Raw genomic sequence first — 18,417 nt, forward strand, 5'->3', positions numbered from 1 at the left:
ATGTTACATATGGAACATGGAACGAACCCTTACTCCCCTGGCGCTGGTCGAAAGCCGACTGAACTTGTTGGAAGAGACCAAACTCTGGACAGATGGAAATCTAGTCTGCAGCGAATCGAAAATGGTCGGGACGCAAGATCTTTTTGCCTATACGGTTTACGAGGTGTCGGCAAAACCGTTCTGCTTGCTGAATTTTCCAGAGAAGCAAAGAAACACGAATGGATAGTAGTTAAATTTGAAGCCGGGGCTGGACAAACTCTTCGGGAAAGACTGAGCCTGGAGCTACATCAAGTTCTTGCAGATTTCGCAAGGCCAGGCGCAAAAGAACGAATGCTAAAAGCTTTCAAAACACTCGCGAGTTTCAAAACGACGTTCGATCCTAATTCTGGAAACTTCAGCTTTGGTATCGACCTAAGTGATCAACCAGGCGGAGGTGCGGATTCAGGAAACTTAGAATCTGACATGTTTAAACTCGTCCACGACGTCTCCAGCGCAGCGCAAGATCTCGGCTTGGGCTTCACACTATTGGTCGATGAAGCTCAAGACCTGGAGGAAGAAGAACTCGCTGTTCTAGCTGCAGTTACTCATCGCGCTGGGCAAGAAGGTTGGGCATTTCTAGCTGCCGTTGCCGGACTTCCAAGCCTGCCAAGATTGTTTTCTGAAGCGAAGTCTTATACAGAACGGCTTTTTGATTATCATGAAATTCGAGAATTACCCCTTGAAGATGCGCGGTTAGCGCTCACCTCACCTGCTGCTAGTGAAGGAATCGGGTGGGAAGACAGTGCTCGAGATTATGTGATTAACGCAGCAAGCGGATATCCCTATTACATCCAGCAATTTGGACATGATTCATGGATCGCCGCGGATTCCGACCCGATTTCTCTCCAAGATGCTCAACAAGGAGTTGAGTTTGGACAACGGGAATTAGACGGTGGGTTCTTCCGGTCCCGCTGGGATCGCGCCACTACCAAAGAAAAAGAATATCTCCGTGCCGTTGCTGCAGAGGGAAATAATTCAGCTATGTCTAGTGAAGTCGCCTCTCGCATGGGGCGAAAGATTGAAAGCCTTGGGCCCGCTAGGGCAAATTTGATTTCAAAAGGCATAATCTACGCCCCCGAACATGGGGTCGTAGCATTTACCGTTCCTGGAATGGTTGAGTTCATCAATCGACAAACTGACGAATAGTTTTTTAGAACTTAGATAGCCTTGTAAGTCTTATGCTCAATATCCGTGAAGACATCGCCAACGCGCGCTCACACGACCCAGCTGCTCGCTCGTCGTTTGAGACCTGGGTTGTTGCCTCTGGTCTTCACGCTGTCTGGGCACACCGCTGGCACCACTGGCTGTGGACTCACGGCTTCAAATTCCTTGCACGTGTGGGATCGCAGTGCTCACGGTTATGGACTGGCGTGGAAATTCACCCAGGTGCAACCATTGGTCGTCGTTTCTTCATTGACCACGGGATGGGTGTTGTGATCGGTGAAACTGCAGAAATCGGTGACGACGTGATGATCTATCACGGAGTCACACTTGGTGGGCGTTCTCTGGAACAAGGTAAGCGCCACCCCACCATCGAGAACAATGTCACTATTGGAGCAGGCGCCAAAGTCCTAGGTCCACTCACCGTTGGTCACAACAGCGCCATTGGCGCCAATGCAGTTGTTGTCAAGGACGTTCCTGCTGACTCACAGGTTGTGGGCATTCCAGGTATTGCCCGCCCACGTAACGGCAAGGTGGCGGTGCCAGGTGACGTAGTCGAGGACAACGGTCGTGCATGGGTTGATCCCGCCATGTTTATTTAAATAGTTCCAAAAGCTCTACATACAGGTAAAATAATAAACAGCAAGAGTTTGATTCTCTGAGAAATCCGACAGTCGACTTGGTCCCTCACGAATATGCTGCGGCAGTGAGGGATTGCTCATTTAAGCTGCAGTGGATTATTTCGCTCGTGAAACTTCCAATGAATACTTCGCAATCTTCTTACCGTCATCCAGCGAGACATTGAGTGCTCGGTGAATGTTGACCCACTTTGTCCAGGCATAAGCAGGATTGACAAAGAGCCAGTGAGCTTTAGCCCAGATGCTGTAGTCACTATCTCGCAGAATCTTGCCCCAGCACACAAGCACATCTCTCACAGAGCGAAGCTTGGCTTGTGCCCACGACAATGACTGTCGACCTTCGCCCACGCGACGCATACCCAGATTCTCGTCAAAAATGCGCTTGCCATATTCACTGAACGTGACGTCATTTGAGTGCTCAACCACGGCAGTTGCCGCATACGCCTTGCGGTAACCAGCTTCGAGCAGATCTCGAGCAAAAGCCATATCTTCGCTGTATTTCACGTCGCGGTAGGGGATGGTGTTGAGCAAGAACTCGCGACGAGTAGCTGAGTTCACGTCGGAGTAAAACAACTCCCCCGGAGTCAATTCGTTGGCTTTAGAAATCGCTCCATCTATGAGGGTAGTTACACCGTCTGGGCCGCAGGCCCTGAAAACGCCATCGATTTCATACTTCAACAGTGGTGAACAATTAGCTCTTGCGATGTGCTTCCCCACTACCCCCACACAATCCAAACCTGCAGGGTCCAGTGGAGCTGTGATGTTGGTGAGCCAATAGGAATCAACTGGAATAGCGTCGTGACTGAGATAGGCAATATTGGTACCACGAGCCAACTTGGCAGCGAGGTTACGTGTCTTGCCGTGACCAAACTCTGAACCAGGAATCTCCGCCAAACGAACTGCTGGGTGGGTTCCAATGATGTCGAGTGTGGCATCGCTTGAACCAGAGTCAATGACGAGGATTTCGAAGTTGCCGGCAAAATCTTGGGACTCAACTGCATGAAGCAAGCGATCCAGATACTTCTCTCCGTTGAAAGTAGGAATGAAGACGGTTGCATCAACCGTCTTCTTACTCTCTGGAGTAACGAGGGGCATTACTTCTTCTTGCGCTTGATGATCTTGTCGAAGGTGGCCACAACATGTGCACCGGCATCGTTCCACGAGCCACCTTCAGCAGATTTAGCCAAGGAACGCGAATACTCAACCTGATCTGGGCGATCTAAGGCAGCAATGATGCGATCTGCCATGAGTGCTGGGGACATGGGCACAAACTCAATACGTGGGTCATCACGCAATGTCATGCGGGTGTTTTCACCATCGTTGACCACGGGAACGACGCCACAAGCCATGACTTCAAGGGGAAGCAACGACATGCATGTCAATGACAGAACAAGTGCAGCACCACAACGGTTATAGAGCTCTGGAAGTTGAGAAACCTGCAGGGTTCCATGGTTTACAAAGGGGAATTCAATACCCGCTTTAGACATATCCCAACCAGCAATGTTGATGGTGATGTCAGGACGCCTGCGGTGGACTTCTTCCAAAACCAAGAGCCCAAACTCGGTGCCACGACGAGGAGTCGTGGGGCGAGCATAGAACAAGATTTCGTTGCGTTCAGCATCGTTGGTGCGGGTATAACGAACAGCATCAACGGCGTATTCGTAGAAGTCTGTGGGCATTCCGTAATCACGCTTCAGCTTCGCGGCAAGCCACGAACCGATCGTGATTCCGTGGTAACCGAGACGGTAAGAGTTCTCCGCCACGACGTAGTCAGGACCTGCAGGGAAGAAGTAGGGCTCAAAGTCGAGTACCCAATAGATCCTCGGGATATTCCGTTCGTAACGCCATGCTGCATACGCAGTTGCCCAGTCGGTCGCCACGATGACATCAAAGTCCCCAGTCAAGCCCGTTTCAGGGTCATACATCCGGTATTCAGCGTTGAGCTGGGGATAACCAGAGTTGGTGGAGAGCATGTGCTTCACGCCCTCAACACTCACCTTGGGGAAAGTACCTGCTGAGTATAGAAAGATAGTGATTTCGTAGCCCGCTTGTTCCAGAAACTGCATGAACAGATACGCATTCTGGTGGCCACCACTTGAGCGTCCCGGAGGAGAGATAACCCAAGCAATCTGGGGCTTTCCATTGGGATTAACAGGCTTATCTGCCTTGAAGTTACGGTCCCGAGTCCAGTCAACAGCGAGAACATCCTGCTTGAACACCGTGGCCAGAGGCACTTCCTCAAAAGGGTTAGACCGGGAGGTTAACCACTTCGCTCCGCGCCACGCAGTGGACTTAACGCCCTCATATTTGAGCATTTCTGATGCGCGCTTGATAACAGACATTACTTCTGGAATGCCTTCACAGTGTCAATGACGTAGGCAACCTGAGCATCTGTCATTCCGGGCCAGAGCGGCAAGCGAGCAAGACGGCCAGCAAAGGAATCAGTCTTCTCGAGAGAGCTAACAGTCCGACCATATTTTGTTCCGGCAGGGCTTGAATGCAGAGGAACGTAGTGGAACGTTCCCACAACGCCATTGCTACGCAGATACTCAAGAAGTGAATCACGAGTGTCCTGATCAGGCATGAGCACAAAGAACACGTGTGCCGCATGTTCTCCGTCAACAGGAGTCATCACAGAACCGCCAAGAGAAGAAGCCCACTCGGTCAGAGCTGAAGAATAGGTATTCCAAATCTCAAAACGGCGTTCCTGAATTCCTTCGAAGGCATCAAGTTGTGCATCTAAGACTGCTGCATTCAACTCAGAAGGAAGGTAGCTGGAACCCCAGTCAACCCAGGTGTATTTGTCCACCTGACCACGTAAGAACTTAGAACGGTTTGTTCCCTTTTCACGCATGATCTCTGCAGCTTCAACGAGAGCTGGGTCATTGATCAGTACTGCTCCACCTTCACCACAGTGCACGTTTTTGGTGTCATGGAAGCTTTGGATTGCAACTGAACCGATAGTTCCGAGGGCACCAAAACGTGACTTCACAGCTAAGCCATGAGCATTGTCTTCAATCACGGGGATGTTGTGCTTGCGTGAGATAGCCATGATGGCATCCATATCCACAGGTGCTCCGCCGTAGTGCATGACAGAGATGGCTTTTGTCTTGGCAGTAATTGCCTTTTCTACCTCAGCAGGGTCAACGTTTCCGCTGTCACCTTCGATATCCACGAAGACCGGCACTCCCCCGGCGGCAACGATAGAAGCAGCGCCAGAAGAGAAAGTGAAACTGGGGACAATTACTTCGTCGCCTTCACCAATACCCAGAAGGCGAACTGCCATCTCTAAAGCAGCAGTTCCTGAAGTGGTGAGCAGAACCGTTGGTGAACCCGTGAGCTCCACCATCTTTGCCGAAGCAGACTTGGTAAAGGGGCCATCACCATGAACATGGTCAGAAGCAATAACGGCTGCGAGATTGTCCGGCGCCGCAGGCGCACGGAAAGGCACCGAGAACAGAATCGGTGTCAATGCGTCGTCTGCAGACATGTTTTGAGTCTAGTTCTGAACTAGTTTTGGTCGCCCAAAGCTGCCAAGCGCGATTCTTCATCAGCAGCAATACAAGACTGAATTACCGGCTCCACAGCACCGTCCATCACGCGGTCCAAGTCGTAGGACTTGTAACCGGTGCGGTGGTCAGCAATACGGTTCTCAGGGAAGTTGTAGGTGCGAATTCGCTCTGAACGGTCCACGGTGCGGATCTGCTCTTTACGTGCCGCACTGGCTTCCGCCATTGCTTCCTCCTGCTGGCGAGCAAGGATGCGCGCGCGGAGCACGCGCATACCGGCTTCACGGTTCTGAAGCTGGCTCTTTTCGTTCTGCATCGAGACCACGATTCCAGTAGGAAGGTGGGTAATGCGCACGGCAGAGTCAGTGGTGTTCACAGACTGTCCTCCAGGACCACTCGAGCGATACACATCGATCTTGAGGTCATTCTGGTTGATAGCGACTTCTTCAGGCTCGTCGACTTCAGGGAAGACCAAAACTCCAGCAGCTGAGGTGTGGATACGTCCCTGAGACTCAGTAGCGGGCACGCGCTGTACGCGGTGTACACCACCTTCATACTTCAGGTGAGCCCAGACACCCTGTGCTGGGTCGTTCGAGTTGCCCTTGATGGCAACTTGAACGTCCTTGAAACCACCGAGGTCAGATTCCGTCTTATCCAGAACTTCTGTCTTCCAGCCCTTGGACTCTGCATAGTGGAGATACATGCGCAGAAGGTCAGCTACGAAGAGCTGGCTTTCTGCACCACCTTCACCACCCTTGATTTCCATGATCACGTCACGGCCATCATCAGGGTCACGAGGAATAAGTAGACGACGTAGCTTTTCCTGTGCACCAGGAATTGCTTCCTCGAGTGCAGGAATCTCAGCAGCGAATGCTTCGTCTTCCTTGGCAAGTTCCTTGGCAGCAGCCAAGTCCTCTTCCAACGTGGTCAAGCGCTCATAGGCAATCTTGATCTGGCTGATTTCGGCATAACGGCGGTTGAGCTTCTTCGAACGTGACGCGTCAGCGTGCACGGCCGGGTCGGAGAGCTGAACCTGCAGCTCTTCGTACTCGGCGAGAAGGCCTTGTACAGAAGAAAGCACGGCTTAGTCCTCCTTGGAAGCGTTGGACTTCTGCATCAACATGAGGAACTCAACGTTGGTTGCAGTGTCCTTGAGCTTACCCACAACGCTTTCCAGCGCCTGCTGCTGGTCAAGACCAGCAAGGGCGCGGCGAAGCTTCCAGGTGACCTTGACTTCGTCGGGACCCATCAGCATCTCTTCGCGGCGAGTACCGGAAGCGTTGACGTCAACGGCAGGGAAAATGCGCTTGTCCGCGAGTGAACGTGAGAGGCGAAGCTCCATGTTGCCGGTGCCCTTGAACTCTTCGAAGATGACTTCGTCCATCTTCGAACCGGTCTCAACCAGTGCCGAAGCGATGATGGTCAACGAACCACCGTTCTCAATGTTGCGGGCAGCACCAAAGAACTTCTTAGGTGGATACAGTGCAGCTGCGTCCACACCGCCGGAAAGAATACGACCGGAAGCAGGAGCTGCCAGGTTGTATGCGCGGCCCAGGCGGGTAATGGAGTCCAGGAGAACGACAACATCCTGGCCGAGCTCGACGAGGCGCTTTGCGCGCTCGATAGCGAGCTCTGCCACCATGGTGTGGTCTTCTGCGGGACGGTCGAAGGTTGAAGCAATAACTTCACCCTTGACGGTGCGTTCCATGTCAGTGACTTCTTCTGGTCGCTCGTCGACGAGAACAACCATGAGGTGAACCTCAGGGTTGTTCTGAGCGATGGCGTTGGCAATCTGCTGCATGACGATGGTCTTGCCCGCCTTGGGTGGTGCAACGATCAGACCTCGCTGACCCTTACCAATAGGCGAAACCAGGTCAATGATGCGACCAGTGATCTTGGAAGACTCGGTCTCCAGGCGCAGGCGCTCCTGTGGGTAAAGAGGAGTCAAGGACTGGAAGTCGACGCGGGTTGCTGCTTCTTCAATGGTCTGACCATTGATGGAATCAATCTTGACCAGTGCGTTGTACTTCTGACGACCGAAGCCTTCGCCATCGCGTGGCTGCTTGATAGAACCAATAACAGCGTCACCCTTGCGCAGGTTGTACTTCTTGACCTGGCCGAGCGAGACATAGACGTCGTTGTTTCCAGGAAGGTAACCGGAAGTGCGCACGAATGCGTAGTTGTCGAGAACGTCCAAGATACCTGCGATAGGGATCAGTACGTCGTCTTCGAGGATTTCTGGTTCAACTTCGTCGCCCATGCGGCCACCGCGGCGGCGGTCACGCTGACGGTTGTTGCGGTTGTTGCGGTCATTTCGGTCGAAGCGCTCTTCGCCCTCGGACTCGGGACCGTTGTTACGGTTACCGTTCTCGCCCTCGGTGCGATCGTTGCGGTCGCGACGGTTGCGGTTACGGTTACGGTTACGGCTGGGGCGATCGCCTTCGGCGTTGTCGCTCTCAGATCCACCCTCTGAAGAGGTGTTGTTCTCAGCGTCGCCGTTGCTTTCAACAGCATCAGCATTCCGACCGCGGCCACGTCCACGACGTGGGCCTGCTTCGCCAGTCTCAGCTGGTGCTGCAGATTCGGCTGCGGGGGCTTCAGCAGAAGCTTCAACAGTCTTCTTGGCTGGGCGGCCACGTCCTCGACGTGGTGCCTCCTCAGCGCTGGCCTGCAGAGCAGGTGCCAGTGCAGGAACACCGGCATCGCCAGAGTTCACGTGGTTTGAAGCACTCACCGAAACAGCACCGGACACTGCATCAGCAGATGCCACGGGAGCAGTTACGGTTGCACGACGAGAAGTGCGCTTGCGGGGTGCTGCTTCTGCAGCGGGGGTTTCATTGATCGAGTTCTCAGACATGAGTTCTCCTTATAGATATTTAGAGCACTAGAGCTTTTCCAAGCCACTGCATCTAATAAATGTGGGCTGTGTGGAGGTAGTGCGAAATGGGGTGTTACAGAAGTTCGATATCGAACTGGTGAATGCTCCGGGAGGCTTTCGCGAGATTTCGCGACTTCAACCGGTGCACTCACATAGTAGCAGCCCAAGCGATTCCTTGAGAAAATGAATATCTAAAATGACCAGGGATTAATTCTCAATTAATGTCGGCTAGCAAAATGCAAGATTTATAGCAGTTAGGTAGCCAGAAATACATAATCCTGTAATCAACAACATTCCATAAAAAGGCGCTATAGACCAAGATAAGACAGCAGTTTTGCTCGGCAGCCATGATTTCTTGTGCTGAATATTTTTACTTTTTTTCGCACTTTTTGCTGTTTTAGCTTCGTTCACTACTGAAACATCCAGGGAAAATGGAGGCACTCTGGAGTCTCCATTTGCAACTAGCTCATACAACTTCACATATTTCTGCTCAGAAGATAAATAATTTGCATCTAGAAATGCGAAGCAAATTACACTGATGAAGCCCAAAATAGCGACCTCAATTGACTTTGTTGTCAATGCATATGCGTAGGCCCCGGCGACAACCGGTATCAGCCAACTTTTCGTATTTGAAGATGCTGCCGACATTCTCAAAATAACGCCTTGAATAAACGCCAAGTGAGTCCGCTTGTCCTCTTGACTCAGAGTATTTTCTTTTGCCATTTGCTAATTCTCCGATAATCACCCAGCAATAAAAGTCATCTGATTCTGCCTGATTTTGACCAAGTCTCTATATTTCTCGCCAAATTGTTATAAGTCCTCGATGGATCTATATTTCCAAACAAATCTTTAACAGTTGGATCAAATACGGGAATCTGAAACTCTGGCTTAAACGGGGAGGGGCCCGGATTATCTGGGCCTTTAGACATTGAAGGCAGCCCATGAATACGGATTGCCAATAACGGAGTGCCTGTCTTCCAAGCATGATTAATTTCATACTGAACCCAAAGACGATTACATGTTTGAGTCCCCAGGAGAACTATGCAAGCAGATTTTCCTTTCATTTGAGTCGCAACCCAATTTTCTATGGCAGCATCTCCACCTTTTTTAACTTCTTCCCACTTCTGCGGTTCCACTGAGGGTTCACCATGTATCGCGTTAATATTTCGAACCATTTGAACTCGATGAACATCCCTCTCATAGTGAAAAGAGAAAAATACTTTTTCTGCCATAAGTCCCCCAAATAATTCAAGAATTTTTCTGAATCCTTGCTAAGAGAATTCATTATTTTATAAACCTAATGAATGTTTGCCCACAACTTAATAAACATTCAGGGGATCTTGACGAATTCGTTTGAGCTCCATCGTGAAATTTTGCCTTCCAAAAAGAAGTAATGAACTTGTTCTTCAGCCATCCTTGTATCCTTGTCAGCAGATTAATTTTATGAAGTCCAAATTTTCTCCCTCCAACGATGTAGCCATCATTACCGTGAGCTACAACTCCAGCGCGCAGTTGGCAGACTTCCTCGCTAGTGCAGTGAATTCGGTGTACTCCCCCAGCCAAATTACTGTGGTGGACAATAACTCTGCAGACATTGCTGCTACTGAGAAACTCACCAAGAAACTCTGCGTCAACTTGCTCAAACTCGATAACAACGTGGGCTACGGTTCAGCTGTGAATAAAGCAGTTCCTCTACTTCCTGAAGAATTCACTACTTTGCTGGTGTGCAATCCAGACAGTGAACTCAATCCACAGACAGTTACAGCACTGAGAAATGCAGTCCAGGACTCCACCGTTGGCGTGGCTGGGCCTCGGATTTACAACGAAGACTGCTCGGTTTATCCCTCAGCGCGATCAATTCCATCCATCCGCAACGGTGTTGGGCACGCACTCTTTGCGAATATTTGGCTTTCCAACCCGTGGACCAAGAGCTATCTTTCTGAAGCACACCTGCAGAACAAAACAGTTTCTACTGGATGGGTATCAGGTGCTTGCTTGGCAGTGCGCCGTGACCTCTTCGCTCAAGTAAGCGGCTTTGACGACCACTACTTCATGTATTTCGAAGACGTAGACCTGGGCTACCGCCTAGGGAAGATGGGGTACACAAACCTCTATGTTCCCGAGGTCTCGATAACCCACATCGGTGGCGAATCCACCAAAGCCATCAAGAAGACCATGCTGCGCATTCACCATGAAAGCGCCATGCGCTTTATCCAAGTGAAATACAAAGGCATTCTGTGGGCGCCAGTACGCGGAGTGATTCGCTTAGGGTTGGCGCTGCGCTTCTGGTTCCAGGCTAGAAAAGCAACAACGTAGAAGTTCTTTATTCAGCAGGTGCGTAAGAAGCGCCTGCAAAGTCCACAGCAAGCATGAGAGCACGCCAAGGGCTCTCTTCGTGCTGGGCAACAAGCTTTGCTGCCTCAACGCGCTGTGCAGGATCAGAACACAGCACCAAAATGGATGGACCAGCGCCAGAAACCACTGCTGCAAAACCGTGTTCACGAAGCAGCTTGATCAGAGTGCTGGTCTGAGGCATAGCCTCAGCTCGATAGTCCTGGTGAAGTTTGTCTTCTGTTGATTCGAACAGAAGTTCTGGGCTCTGAGTGAGAGCAGCGACAAGAAGGGACGAACGAGACACATTGAAGATGGCGTCTTCGTGAGGCACATTCTCTGGTTGCAATGCACGAGCCTGTTTGGTCGACATGGTGAAGGAAGGAACCAGTACCAGAGGTGAAACACCTCGGTGAACAAGCAAACGCTTGCAGCGTGGGCCATCTTCTGTGGTCCACGCGATAGTCAGGCCACCAAACAGCGCGGGTGCGACGTTGTCAGGGTGGCCTTCAAGATCAGTAGCTAGGCGCAGCAATGTATCTGCGTCGAAGTCACAGATTCCTTCGAGAAGTCCCTGAGCAGCAACCAAACCAGAAACAATTGCTGCGCTGGAAGAGCCCATGCCACGGCTGTGAGGAATCTGGTTGTGTGCACGAAGGTTCAGTCCTGGCATTGCCACCCCCGCATGCGCGAAAGCGTGAGCAATGGACTGAACAACCAAGTTGGAAGCATCAGTAGAAACCGGCGCTGCGCTATCTGCAGCACCTTCGCCAATTACCTCAACAGTTGCACCAGGCTCGGAACGAGTAGATACCTCGAGCTGGTCGTAGAAACCTAAAGCAAGACCAAGAGTGTCAAAGCCGGGGCCCAAGTTTGCCGAAGTAGCCGGTACGCGAACGGTAACCGCTCTGCCTACCGGCACCTGCATGGCCCCTGAGGACATTAGTGCGAAGCGCCCTTGACAAGGCCAAGTACACCTGCAACATCTTCAGTGCTCACGGGAACGACAGTAGGAGCCACTTCAGTGCCGTCTGCCTTCTTGAGAGCGTAGAGGGGGTCCTTGAGGCCGTGACCAGTCACAGTCAGTACAACAGTTGATCCAGCTGGGATGTGACCGTTCTCGGCACGTTCCAGCAGACCTGCAACAGAGATGGCAGATGCAGGCTCAACAAAGATGCCCACTTCTGCAGAAAGGATGCGCTGAGCAGCAAGGATGCCTGCGTCATCGATGGCACCGAAGTAGCCATTGCTTGTGTCGCGTGCACCGAGTGCGAACTCCCACGAAGCCGGGTTACCAATACGGATAGCGCTGGCAAGAGTCTCTGGGTTCTTCACGGGGTGGCCTAGCACGATGGGTGCTGAACCAGCTGCCTGGAAACCGAACATGCGAGGAAGCTTGGTGGCTGCGCCGCGTTCGAGTTCTTCGCTGTAGCCACGGAAGTAGGCGGTGTAGTTACCAGCGTTACCTACAGGAACAAAGTGGAAGTCAGGTGCGTCCTGAAGAACTTCTACAACTTCGTATGCAGCGGTCTTCTGGCCTTCGATGCGGTCAGGGTTCACCGAGTTCACGAGGTGAACAGGGTAGTTAGCTGCAAGGTCACGAGCAATGTCGAGGCAGTCATCGAAGTTACCTTGGATCTGAATGATTTCTGCATTGTGAGCAACAGCCTGGCTGAGCTTACCCATGGAGATTTTGCCTTCAGGGATCAGAACAGCAGCAGAAATGCCAGCGTGGGTTGCATACGCAGCTGCAGAAGCACTGGTGTTACCAGTGGAAGCACAGATAACAGCCTTAGCGCCGTGCTCAACAGCCTTCGAGATGGCCATGGTCATACCGCGGTCCTTGAATGAACCCGTTGGGTTCATTCCTTCATACTTCACGAAGACACGTGCACCGGTGCGTGCCGAGAGAGCCTTAGCTTCAATCAGTGGCGTGCCACCTTCACCCAAGGTAATGATGGGGGTCGCATCAGAAATGTTCAGGCGGTCTGCATACTCGGGCAGAACGCCACGCCACTGGTGTGCCAATTTAGGCTCCTTCAACTCGTAGAACCGAAACCACTGAGCTCACGGCATCCAGCTGCGCGAGAGCGGAAACGGTGGCCGCCAGATCAGACTCAAGAGCTGCGTGCGTGCCAATAACTAGCGTAGCCGTCGGAGCAGCCTCTCCAGACACCGCCTCGCTGCCAAATGTGCCTTGCTCAACCAATTCGACCGAAACTCCGTGCTTAGCAAACTCTTCTGCGACGGATGCAAGAACACCAGGACGGTCAAAAACCGACAGAGTCACGTGGTAGCGAGTCGTAATCGCACTAATGGGCAACACAGGCAGGTTAGCGTGCGTTGACGCACCCAAACCAGGGCCGCCAATGACGTGGCGGCGGGCAGCAGATACCAGGTCACCCAAAACTGCAGAAGCAGTTTCAGGACCACCAGCGCCTGCGCCATAGAACATCAGTGAGCCGGCTGCTTCTGCCTCAACGAAGACTGCGTTGTTGGCCTTGTGCACCGCAGCAAGCGGGTGTTCACGAGAAATCAATGCAGGGTAAACGCGGGCTGAAACACCTTCTTCACCGGTGGCCGGGTCGGTCAAGCGCTCGCAGACGGCAAGGAGCTTGACCACGTATCCAGCCTTCTTGGCCAATTCAACGGTCTTACCCGAAATCTCACGAATACCTTCGCGGTGAACACTTTCAAGGGGAATAGTGGTGTGGAATGCGAGGCTGGCGAGAATAGAAGCCTTTTGAGCAGCATCGAAAGCGTCAACATCTGCAGTGGGATCTGCTTCTGCGTATCCCAGCTCGGTAGCCACAGCGAGCGCGTCATCAAATGACGCACCTTCAGTGTCCATCTTGTCCAGGATGTAGTTGGTGGTTCCGTTCACAATGCCCATGATGCGCTTGACGCGGTCACCAGCAAGACTTTCACGGAGAGGGCGAATAATGGGAATAGCTCCGGCCACAGCAGCCTCGAAGTAAAGCTGAGCGCCTACGCGCTCAGCTGCTTCGAACAGCTCGGTTCCGTGAGTCGCAAGCAGTGCCTTGTTAGCCGTGACAACGTCAGCACCTGAGTTGATAGCTTGCAGGATGTAGCTGCGAGCAGGCTCGAGCCCGCCCATGACCTCAATCACGATGTCAGCACTCAGAATCAAAGATTCTGCGTCGGTGGTGAAGAGTTCCTTAGGAAGATCAGCAGAGCGAGCTGCGTCCAGGTTGCGCACGGCAATACCGGTGAGCTCAAGGCTTGCTCCCACACGGGAAGCAAACTCTTCTTTGTGCTCGAGAAGCAGTCGTGCAACCTGTGCTCCGACGGTTCCACCGCCAAGCAAAGCTACGCGGACGTTACGGTACTCAATCATTGATGTGCCTTTCGGATAACGCCCATGTCGCGCGCTAATAGGTCTTCTTCGGTTTCGCCGCGCACAATCACGCGTGCGACCCCGTCTTTCACGGCCACGACCGGAGGTCGTGTTAAGTAGTTGTAGTTACTGGCTAGTGACCAGCAATATGCACCAGTCGCAGGAATGGCAAGTAAATCCCCTGGGTCGACATCTCCCGGGAGGTAATCCGCATAGACAAGAATGTCTCCGGATTCACAGTGCTTACCTGCAATACGGACCAGTACTGGTTCTGCATCGGAAACACGATTAGCCATACGAACTGAGTAATCCGCTCCATAAAGAGCAGGGCGAGCGTTATCGCTCATTCCACCATCAACACTGACATATTTGCGAACAGCAGTTTCTCCACTGGAGACGCCGCACTCGTCAACAACGTCGACAGTTACGTCCTTGGTGGTTCCCACTTCATAAAGCGTGAAGGTAGATGTGCCAATGACTGCACGACCTGGCTCAACACAAATAACTGGGATCTCAATACCTAGGCGAGCACACTCAGCAGAAACCACAGATGCGATTTCCTGAGCTATGTCTTCAATGGCAGTGGGTTCATCCGCTGGAGTGTAAGCAATACCGAAGCCACCACCGAGGTTCAACTCAGGGACCGGACCTCCCTTGAGAAGTTCTGCGTGCAGAGTGAGCAAACGTGCAGCTGATTCGGCAAAACCGTCAGTTCCGAAGATTTGAGAACCGATGTGGCAGTGCAGACCAACAAACTCAAGGGAATCATGAGAGCGAATCTCAGCAACTAGCCCAGGAGCGTCAGAAATGGTGATGCCGAACTTCTGATCTTCATGTGCGGTAGCCAAGAAGCTGTGGGTGTGGGCGTGAACACCACTGTTGACGCGAAGGCGAACGCGTTGTGTTTTACCAGCACGGCGAGCAGCTTCCTCGACTCGTCCGATCTCAACAAAAGAATCAATCACGATAGTGCCGACACCGAGATCAACAGCACGCTCGATTTCAGCCTGAGACTTGTTGTTTCCGTGCAGGCCGATGCGGGCTGGATCGAGTCCCGCGGCGAGCGCAACAGCGAGCTCTCCCCCACTTGCGACATCAACGTTGAGTCCTGCGTCGGAAACCCAGTGCACTACTTCAGTACAGAGGAACGCTTTACCTGCGTAGTAGACCTTTGCCTTAGCTCCAACAACATCCATCGCTGAATCAAAAGCGGTTCGAACTTGCTCAGCTCGATTACGTGCATGAGCTTCGTCAACAACGAATAAGGGAGTGCCGAACTCAGAAGCCAATTCGGATGCCGAAATACCTGCGACTTCGAGTTCACCTGAGTCATTACGAAAGATATTTGATGACCAAATGCCACTAATCAACGCATTGTCATCGACACTGGCATCGAGCCAGTGTGGAGCAAGCGGATTAGCAACCACAGGAATACCTCTTGAGATGAAAAATCAGAGTAAAAGTGTGGGCGAGCGGACCCGGCTTGGTCCCTGAAGCCTATGTCGTATTCGACATATGAATTCTACTAGAGGTCAATCACCAGTCGATTTCCCTTAGCCCTGGATATGCAAATCATCATTGTGTCTCCCTCAGCCCGAGCTTGAGCAGAAAGAACCGAATCGCGGTGATCTACTTCGCCTTCAATTACTCTTGTTTCACAGGAGCCGCAGGTACCTTCCATGCAGTCTCCAGGTATGTCAATTCCCTCAAAGTCTGCAGCCATCAAAATACTTTCATCGGCTGGTACTAGAAGTTCCACATCAGATTTTTTGCAGTAGACAGTGAATTCACTATTTGGCTCAGTGAGCACAATCTCTCTTGGGTGGAAACGTTCCACATGCAGATTATTTAAGTTTTCGACCATCGAATTTTCAAGCGCGGTAATTAATCTTTCTGGGCCACATGAATAAACATGTGTGTTTTCCGAAACCGTGGCTATTGACTTTTCAAGGTCATATGTTTTCCCTTGATCCTTTGGATAGAGCTGAACTTTTTCCCCATAAGCTGAAAGCAAATCACTCGCGTATGCCATCGTCTCCAATGATTTCCCCAAATAAGCAAGTTTCCAGGGAATTCCTTCCTCTTCTGCGAGCTCAAGCATTGGGACTATTGGGGTGATACCTATGCCACCGGCAATAAATAAATAATTCTCTGCTCGAACAAGAGGGAAATGGTTTCGGGGTCCAACGCTTACTAACTCGGTGTCCATTTGGACTGATTTACTAATAAATAAAGAGCCGCCCCGACCAAATTCTTCAATTAAAACTGCAATTCGCCAATTTGTGGGCTCCAACAAGCCTTTCATGAGTGAGTACTGTCGGGTTACAGAATTGTCTAATTTTAGATCTATGTGAGCGCCCGGCGCCCACTGAGGAAGCACTCCACCATCAGCTCTAACAAATTCCAGCTCAACTACTCCCTTAGCTGGAGTAACTCTGTTCACAATCCTCAACAGCTGCATTGTTTCTTCATGCGTAGAAAAATAATTCATTTCTAGCTCACTTTAAGTTTCATTTATAAGTCGGGGTACACATAAAAAGTATGAATATAGATAACCTTAACCCCTGAAGTATTAACTTCATCGGGGGAATTAGGTTTATTTATGAAGCGGGTCAACAGCAATCAAATGGGAATTAACAAAGTTAGGGTAACTAGCCCTAATATCGTGAAACAATTTCGCGAGCTAGTATTTACTTCCTTTAATGGGCTGCCTGTTCTCGCTTTAGTTATTTTCTTGATATCAACGATTTTTAGTGTTCTGGTTTTCAATCAAGGTGACCTAAGCCACACAACCAAATCTTCTTTCGCATTTTTAGATGGACACTTTCTCGATTTTTACGATGTAAATAAAGTCATCGTTGGCGGTAATGACTACTTTCCGCTGTTATATGCAGTTTTTGCAATCTGGTTTATTCCGCTCAAGCTTTTTGGATTTGCTTCAGATGATTCTTTAGGTTTTGCACTCCTACCAATTGAAATAGTTTGGGCAAAGTTATTACTTGCTTTGTTTTTGTTTTCAACGTTACTTGTGGTCAACCTCATTGCTCGAGAGCTATTTCCCAACGAAACAAAAAGACAACAAGTAGTTATTTTTACTTATCTTCTTTCTCCATTTGCATTATTCGCAGCTACAGTCTTTGGGCAGTACGACGTAATCGGTTTGTTCTTTACTCTGCTTGGTTTCTTGTATTACCTCAGAGGTAATACTGGGAAATTTGTCCTTTTCTTCGCAATTGCCATATCGCTCAAGTTTTTTGCTCTTGTAATTTTTGTCCCGCTAGTAGTTCTTAAATACAAATCAATTTGGAAAATTCTTTACCTTTTCGCGTTATCCTCGCTTGCTGTTCTTTTGCAGGTAATTCTTTATTCAGGAAGCCCAGTATTTAGGGAATCTGCATTCAGACTGCTGACTTCTAAAACCGGTAACACCTCCAATGAGCAATTAACTTCCTTCGTCGCCATTCTGTTTATTATTGGATGCTTTTATCTATGGCGGATAAAGCCAAATAGTGAATCATTGGCCAAACACGCCGTTTTCGCTGCCTGTGCATCATACGGAGTTATGTTCGAGGTCGTAGTTTGGCACCCACAGTGGTTGATTATCATGACACCTTTTTTTGCCATGGCGGTCGGATATTACAAGAGGCCAACCACTTTTCTCGTTTGGGAAGCAATTGCTTTTCTTGGCTTCATTTGGTGCGTGGTTAATTGGTGGATGTACAACGTCGATAGCCCAATGATAGAAAGAGGGGCATTTTCAAACATATTTAATCACCATCAACTTATTCTCAGTGACATATATGAGGCCGCCAGAACTCGTGAATTTAAATATGTGCTTGAACTGTTTTTTATTAGCCCTCTGATCTATTTGCTCGTTGAGTCGGTAAGCCCTAAATTTGCACTTTCTTTTAAGATGCCAAAACCTTGGGTTTGGATTTCTCGTTCGCTTCTCATTCCGGCAATCTGGACAATTCCGACCTTGTTTGCTTTCGTTGTTCCACTTTCAATTGCTCAAAACATTTCTCCAGGCGCACCGGCTTACAGCATGGACACAGAGACAATTGGAAAAGATGCAACTTCTGTAACCCCTGAACTCCTTGAAAGCGACACAATTGAGCAGTCATTTGTTGCTAGCAAAGATAAGTTGTCAGGAATTGCAATTCGCGCGGCAACTTATAGACGATCTAATGAAGGCTTCGTCACAATTTCCGTCACAGACAGTTTGGGAAAGATTGTGGCGAAAGAATCCATGCCAGCAGCAAAAATATCTGAAGTGAAAAAAACATACCTCTGGTTTGAACCAAAGATGGATTCTGCCGGAAAAACGTACTTCGTAAAAGTAACAAGTTCAGGAAATTTAGATCGTGATAAATCACTCAGCTTATGGCAAACGCCTACAGATGGCTATTTCAAAGGGCAGTTATCAATAAATGGCGTTGCTATTGATGGTGATCTTGAAATGTACGCATTCTACAAATATTAAAAATGGTTTGTATACTGCGT

General features: G+C 50.3%; 16 protein-coding genes. 4 read left to right on the forward strand and 12 right to left on the reverse strand.

Features of this window, described 5'->3' with window-relative positions; genetic code table 11:
- Positions 1 to 9 precede the first annotated feature (9 nt).
- The gene (locus M2118_RS05780; RefSeq protein WP_110234842.1) at positions 10 to 1,185 is read left to right on the forward strand and encodes an ATP-binding protein; all 1,176 of its coding nucleotides are present in this window, start codon (positions 10 to 12) and stop codon (positions 1,183 to 1,185) included.
- A gap of 32 nt (positions 1,186 to 1,217) precedes the next feature.
- The gene (epsC, locus tag M2118_RS05785) at positions 1,218 to 1,802 is read left to right on the forward strand and encodes a serine O-acetyltransferase EpsC (protein ID WP_280794980.1); all 585 of its coding nucleotides are present in this window, start codon (positions 1,218 to 1,220) and stop codon (positions 1,800 to 1,802) included.
- Positions 1,803 to 1,937: 135 nt separating this feature from the next.
- On the opposite strand, the gene M2118_RS05790 is transcribed toward epsC, so the two are convergent.
- From M2118_RS05790 to M2118_RS05820, 7 genes are all read right to left on the reverse strand, one after another.
- Positions 1,938 to 2,933 (reverse strand): glycosyltransferase family 2 protein, encoded by a 996-nt coding sequence (locus tag M2118_RS05790; protein ID WP_280794981.1) that lies wholly within the window; start codon positions 2,931 to 2,933, stop codon positions 1,938 to 1,940.
- Positions 2,933 to 4,180 (reverse strand): glycosyltransferase family 4 protein, encoded by a 1,248-nt coding sequence (locus M2118_RS05795; protein WP_280794982.1) that lies wholly within the window; start codon positions 4,178 to 4,180, stop codon positions 2,933 to 2,935. Before M2118_RS05795 ends, M2118_RS05790 begins: the two co-directional genes overlap by 1 nt.
- Entirely contained in the window at positions 4,180 to 5,328 is a 1,149-nt protein-coding gene (rffA, locus tag M2118_RS05800; RefSeq protein WP_280794983.1) for a dTDP-4-amino-4,6-dideoxygalactose transaminase, read from the reverse strand. Before rffA ends, M2118_RS05795 begins: the two co-directional genes overlap by 1 nt.
- Before the next feature lie 20 nt (positions 5,329 to 5,348).
- Positions 5,349 to 6,428: a peptide chain release factor 1 gene (gene prfA, locus M2118_RS05805; RefSeq protein WP_280794984.1), complete on the reverse strand. Its 1,080-nt coding sequence runs from the start codon at positions 6,426 to 6,428 to the stop codon at positions 5,349 to 5,351.
- A 3-nt stretch (positions 6,429 to 6,431) separates the two neighbouring features.
- A complete protein-coding gene (rho, locus tag M2118_RS05810) occupies positions 6,432 to 8,204 on the reverse strand; it encodes a transcription termination factor Rho (RefSeq protein WP_280794985.1) in 1,773 nt (590 codons plus the stop codon).
- Positions 8,205 to 8,453: 249 nt separating this feature from the next.
- Positions 8,454 to 8,948, reverse strand: coding sequence for a hypothetical protein (locus M2118_RS05815; RefSeq protein ID WP_280794986.1), 495 nt, complete (start codon positions 8,946 to 8,948; stop codon positions 8,454 to 8,456).
- A 35-nt stretch (positions 8,949 to 8,983) separates the two neighbouring features.
- Positions 8,984 to 9,457, reverse strand: a complete 474-nt coding sequence (locus M2118_RS05820; protein ID WP_280794987.1) for a TIR domain-containing protein — start codon at positions 9,455 to 9,457, stop codon at positions 8,984 to 8,986.
- A gap of 211 nt (positions 9,458 to 9,668) precedes the next feature.
- Here M2118_RS05820 and M2118_RS05825 point away from each other — a divergent pair, with 211 nt between their 5' ends.
- A complete protein-coding gene (locus M2118_RS05825; RefSeq protein ID WP_280794988.1) occupies positions 9,669 to 10,541 on the forward strand; it encodes a glycosyltransferase family 2 protein in 873 nt (290 codons plus the stop codon).
- 7 nt (positions 10,542 to 10,548) lie between these two features.
- Here M2118_RS05825 and thrB read toward each other — a convergent pair whose 3' ends face one another.
- From thrB to M2118_RS05850, 5 genes are all read right to left on the reverse strand, one after another.
- A complete protein-coding gene (gene thrB, locus M2118_RS05830; RefSeq protein WP_280794989.1) occupies positions 10,549 to 11,484 on the reverse strand; it encodes a homoserine kinase in 936 nt (311 codons plus the stop codon).
- 14 nt (positions 11,485 to 11,498) lie between these two features.
- A complete protein-coding gene (gene thrC, locus M2118_RS05835; RefSeq protein ID WP_280794990.1) occupies positions 11,499 to 12,584 on the reverse strand; it encodes a threonine synthase in 1,086 nt (361 codons plus the stop codon).
- Position 12,585: 1 nt separating this feature from the next.
- On the reverse strand, positions 12,586 to 13,914 hold the full coding sequence (locus M2118_RS05840) for a homoserine dehydrogenase (RefSeq protein ID WP_280794991.1): 1,329 nt from the start codon (positions 13,912 to 13,914) through the stop codon (positions 12,586 to 12,588).
- Positions 13,911 to 15,341: a diaminopimelate decarboxylase gene (lysA, locus tag M2118_RS05845; protein ID WP_280794992.1), complete on the reverse strand. Its 1,431-nt coding sequence runs from the start codon at positions 15,339 to 15,341 to the stop codon at positions 13,911 to 13,913. Before lysA ends, M2118_RS05840 begins: the two co-directional genes overlap by 4 nt.
- 98 nt (positions 15,342 to 15,439) lie before the next feature.
- Complete coding sequence (locus tag M2118_RS05850) at positions 15,440 to 16,405, reverse strand: PDR/VanB family oxidoreductase (protein WP_280794993.1); 966 nt, start codon at positions 16,403 to 16,405, stop codon at positions 15,440 to 15,442.
- 111 nt (positions 16,406 to 16,516) lie between these two features.
- Here M2118_RS05850 and M2118_RS05855 point away from each other — a divergent pair, with 111 nt between their 5' ends.
- Complete coding sequence (locus M2118_RS05855; RefSeq protein WP_280794994.1) at positions 16,517 to 18,397, forward strand: hypothetical protein; 1,881 nt, start codon at positions 16,517 to 16,519, stop codon at positions 18,395 to 18,397.
- Positions 18,398 to 18,417 lie beyond the last annotated feature (20 nt).

It is taken from the genome of Aurantimicrobium minutum, assembly GCF_029892845.1.
GTDB classification, from domain to species: domain Bacteria; phylum Actinomycetota; class Actinomycetes; order Actinomycetales; family Microbacteriaceae; genus Aurantimicrobium; species Aurantimicrobium minutum_B.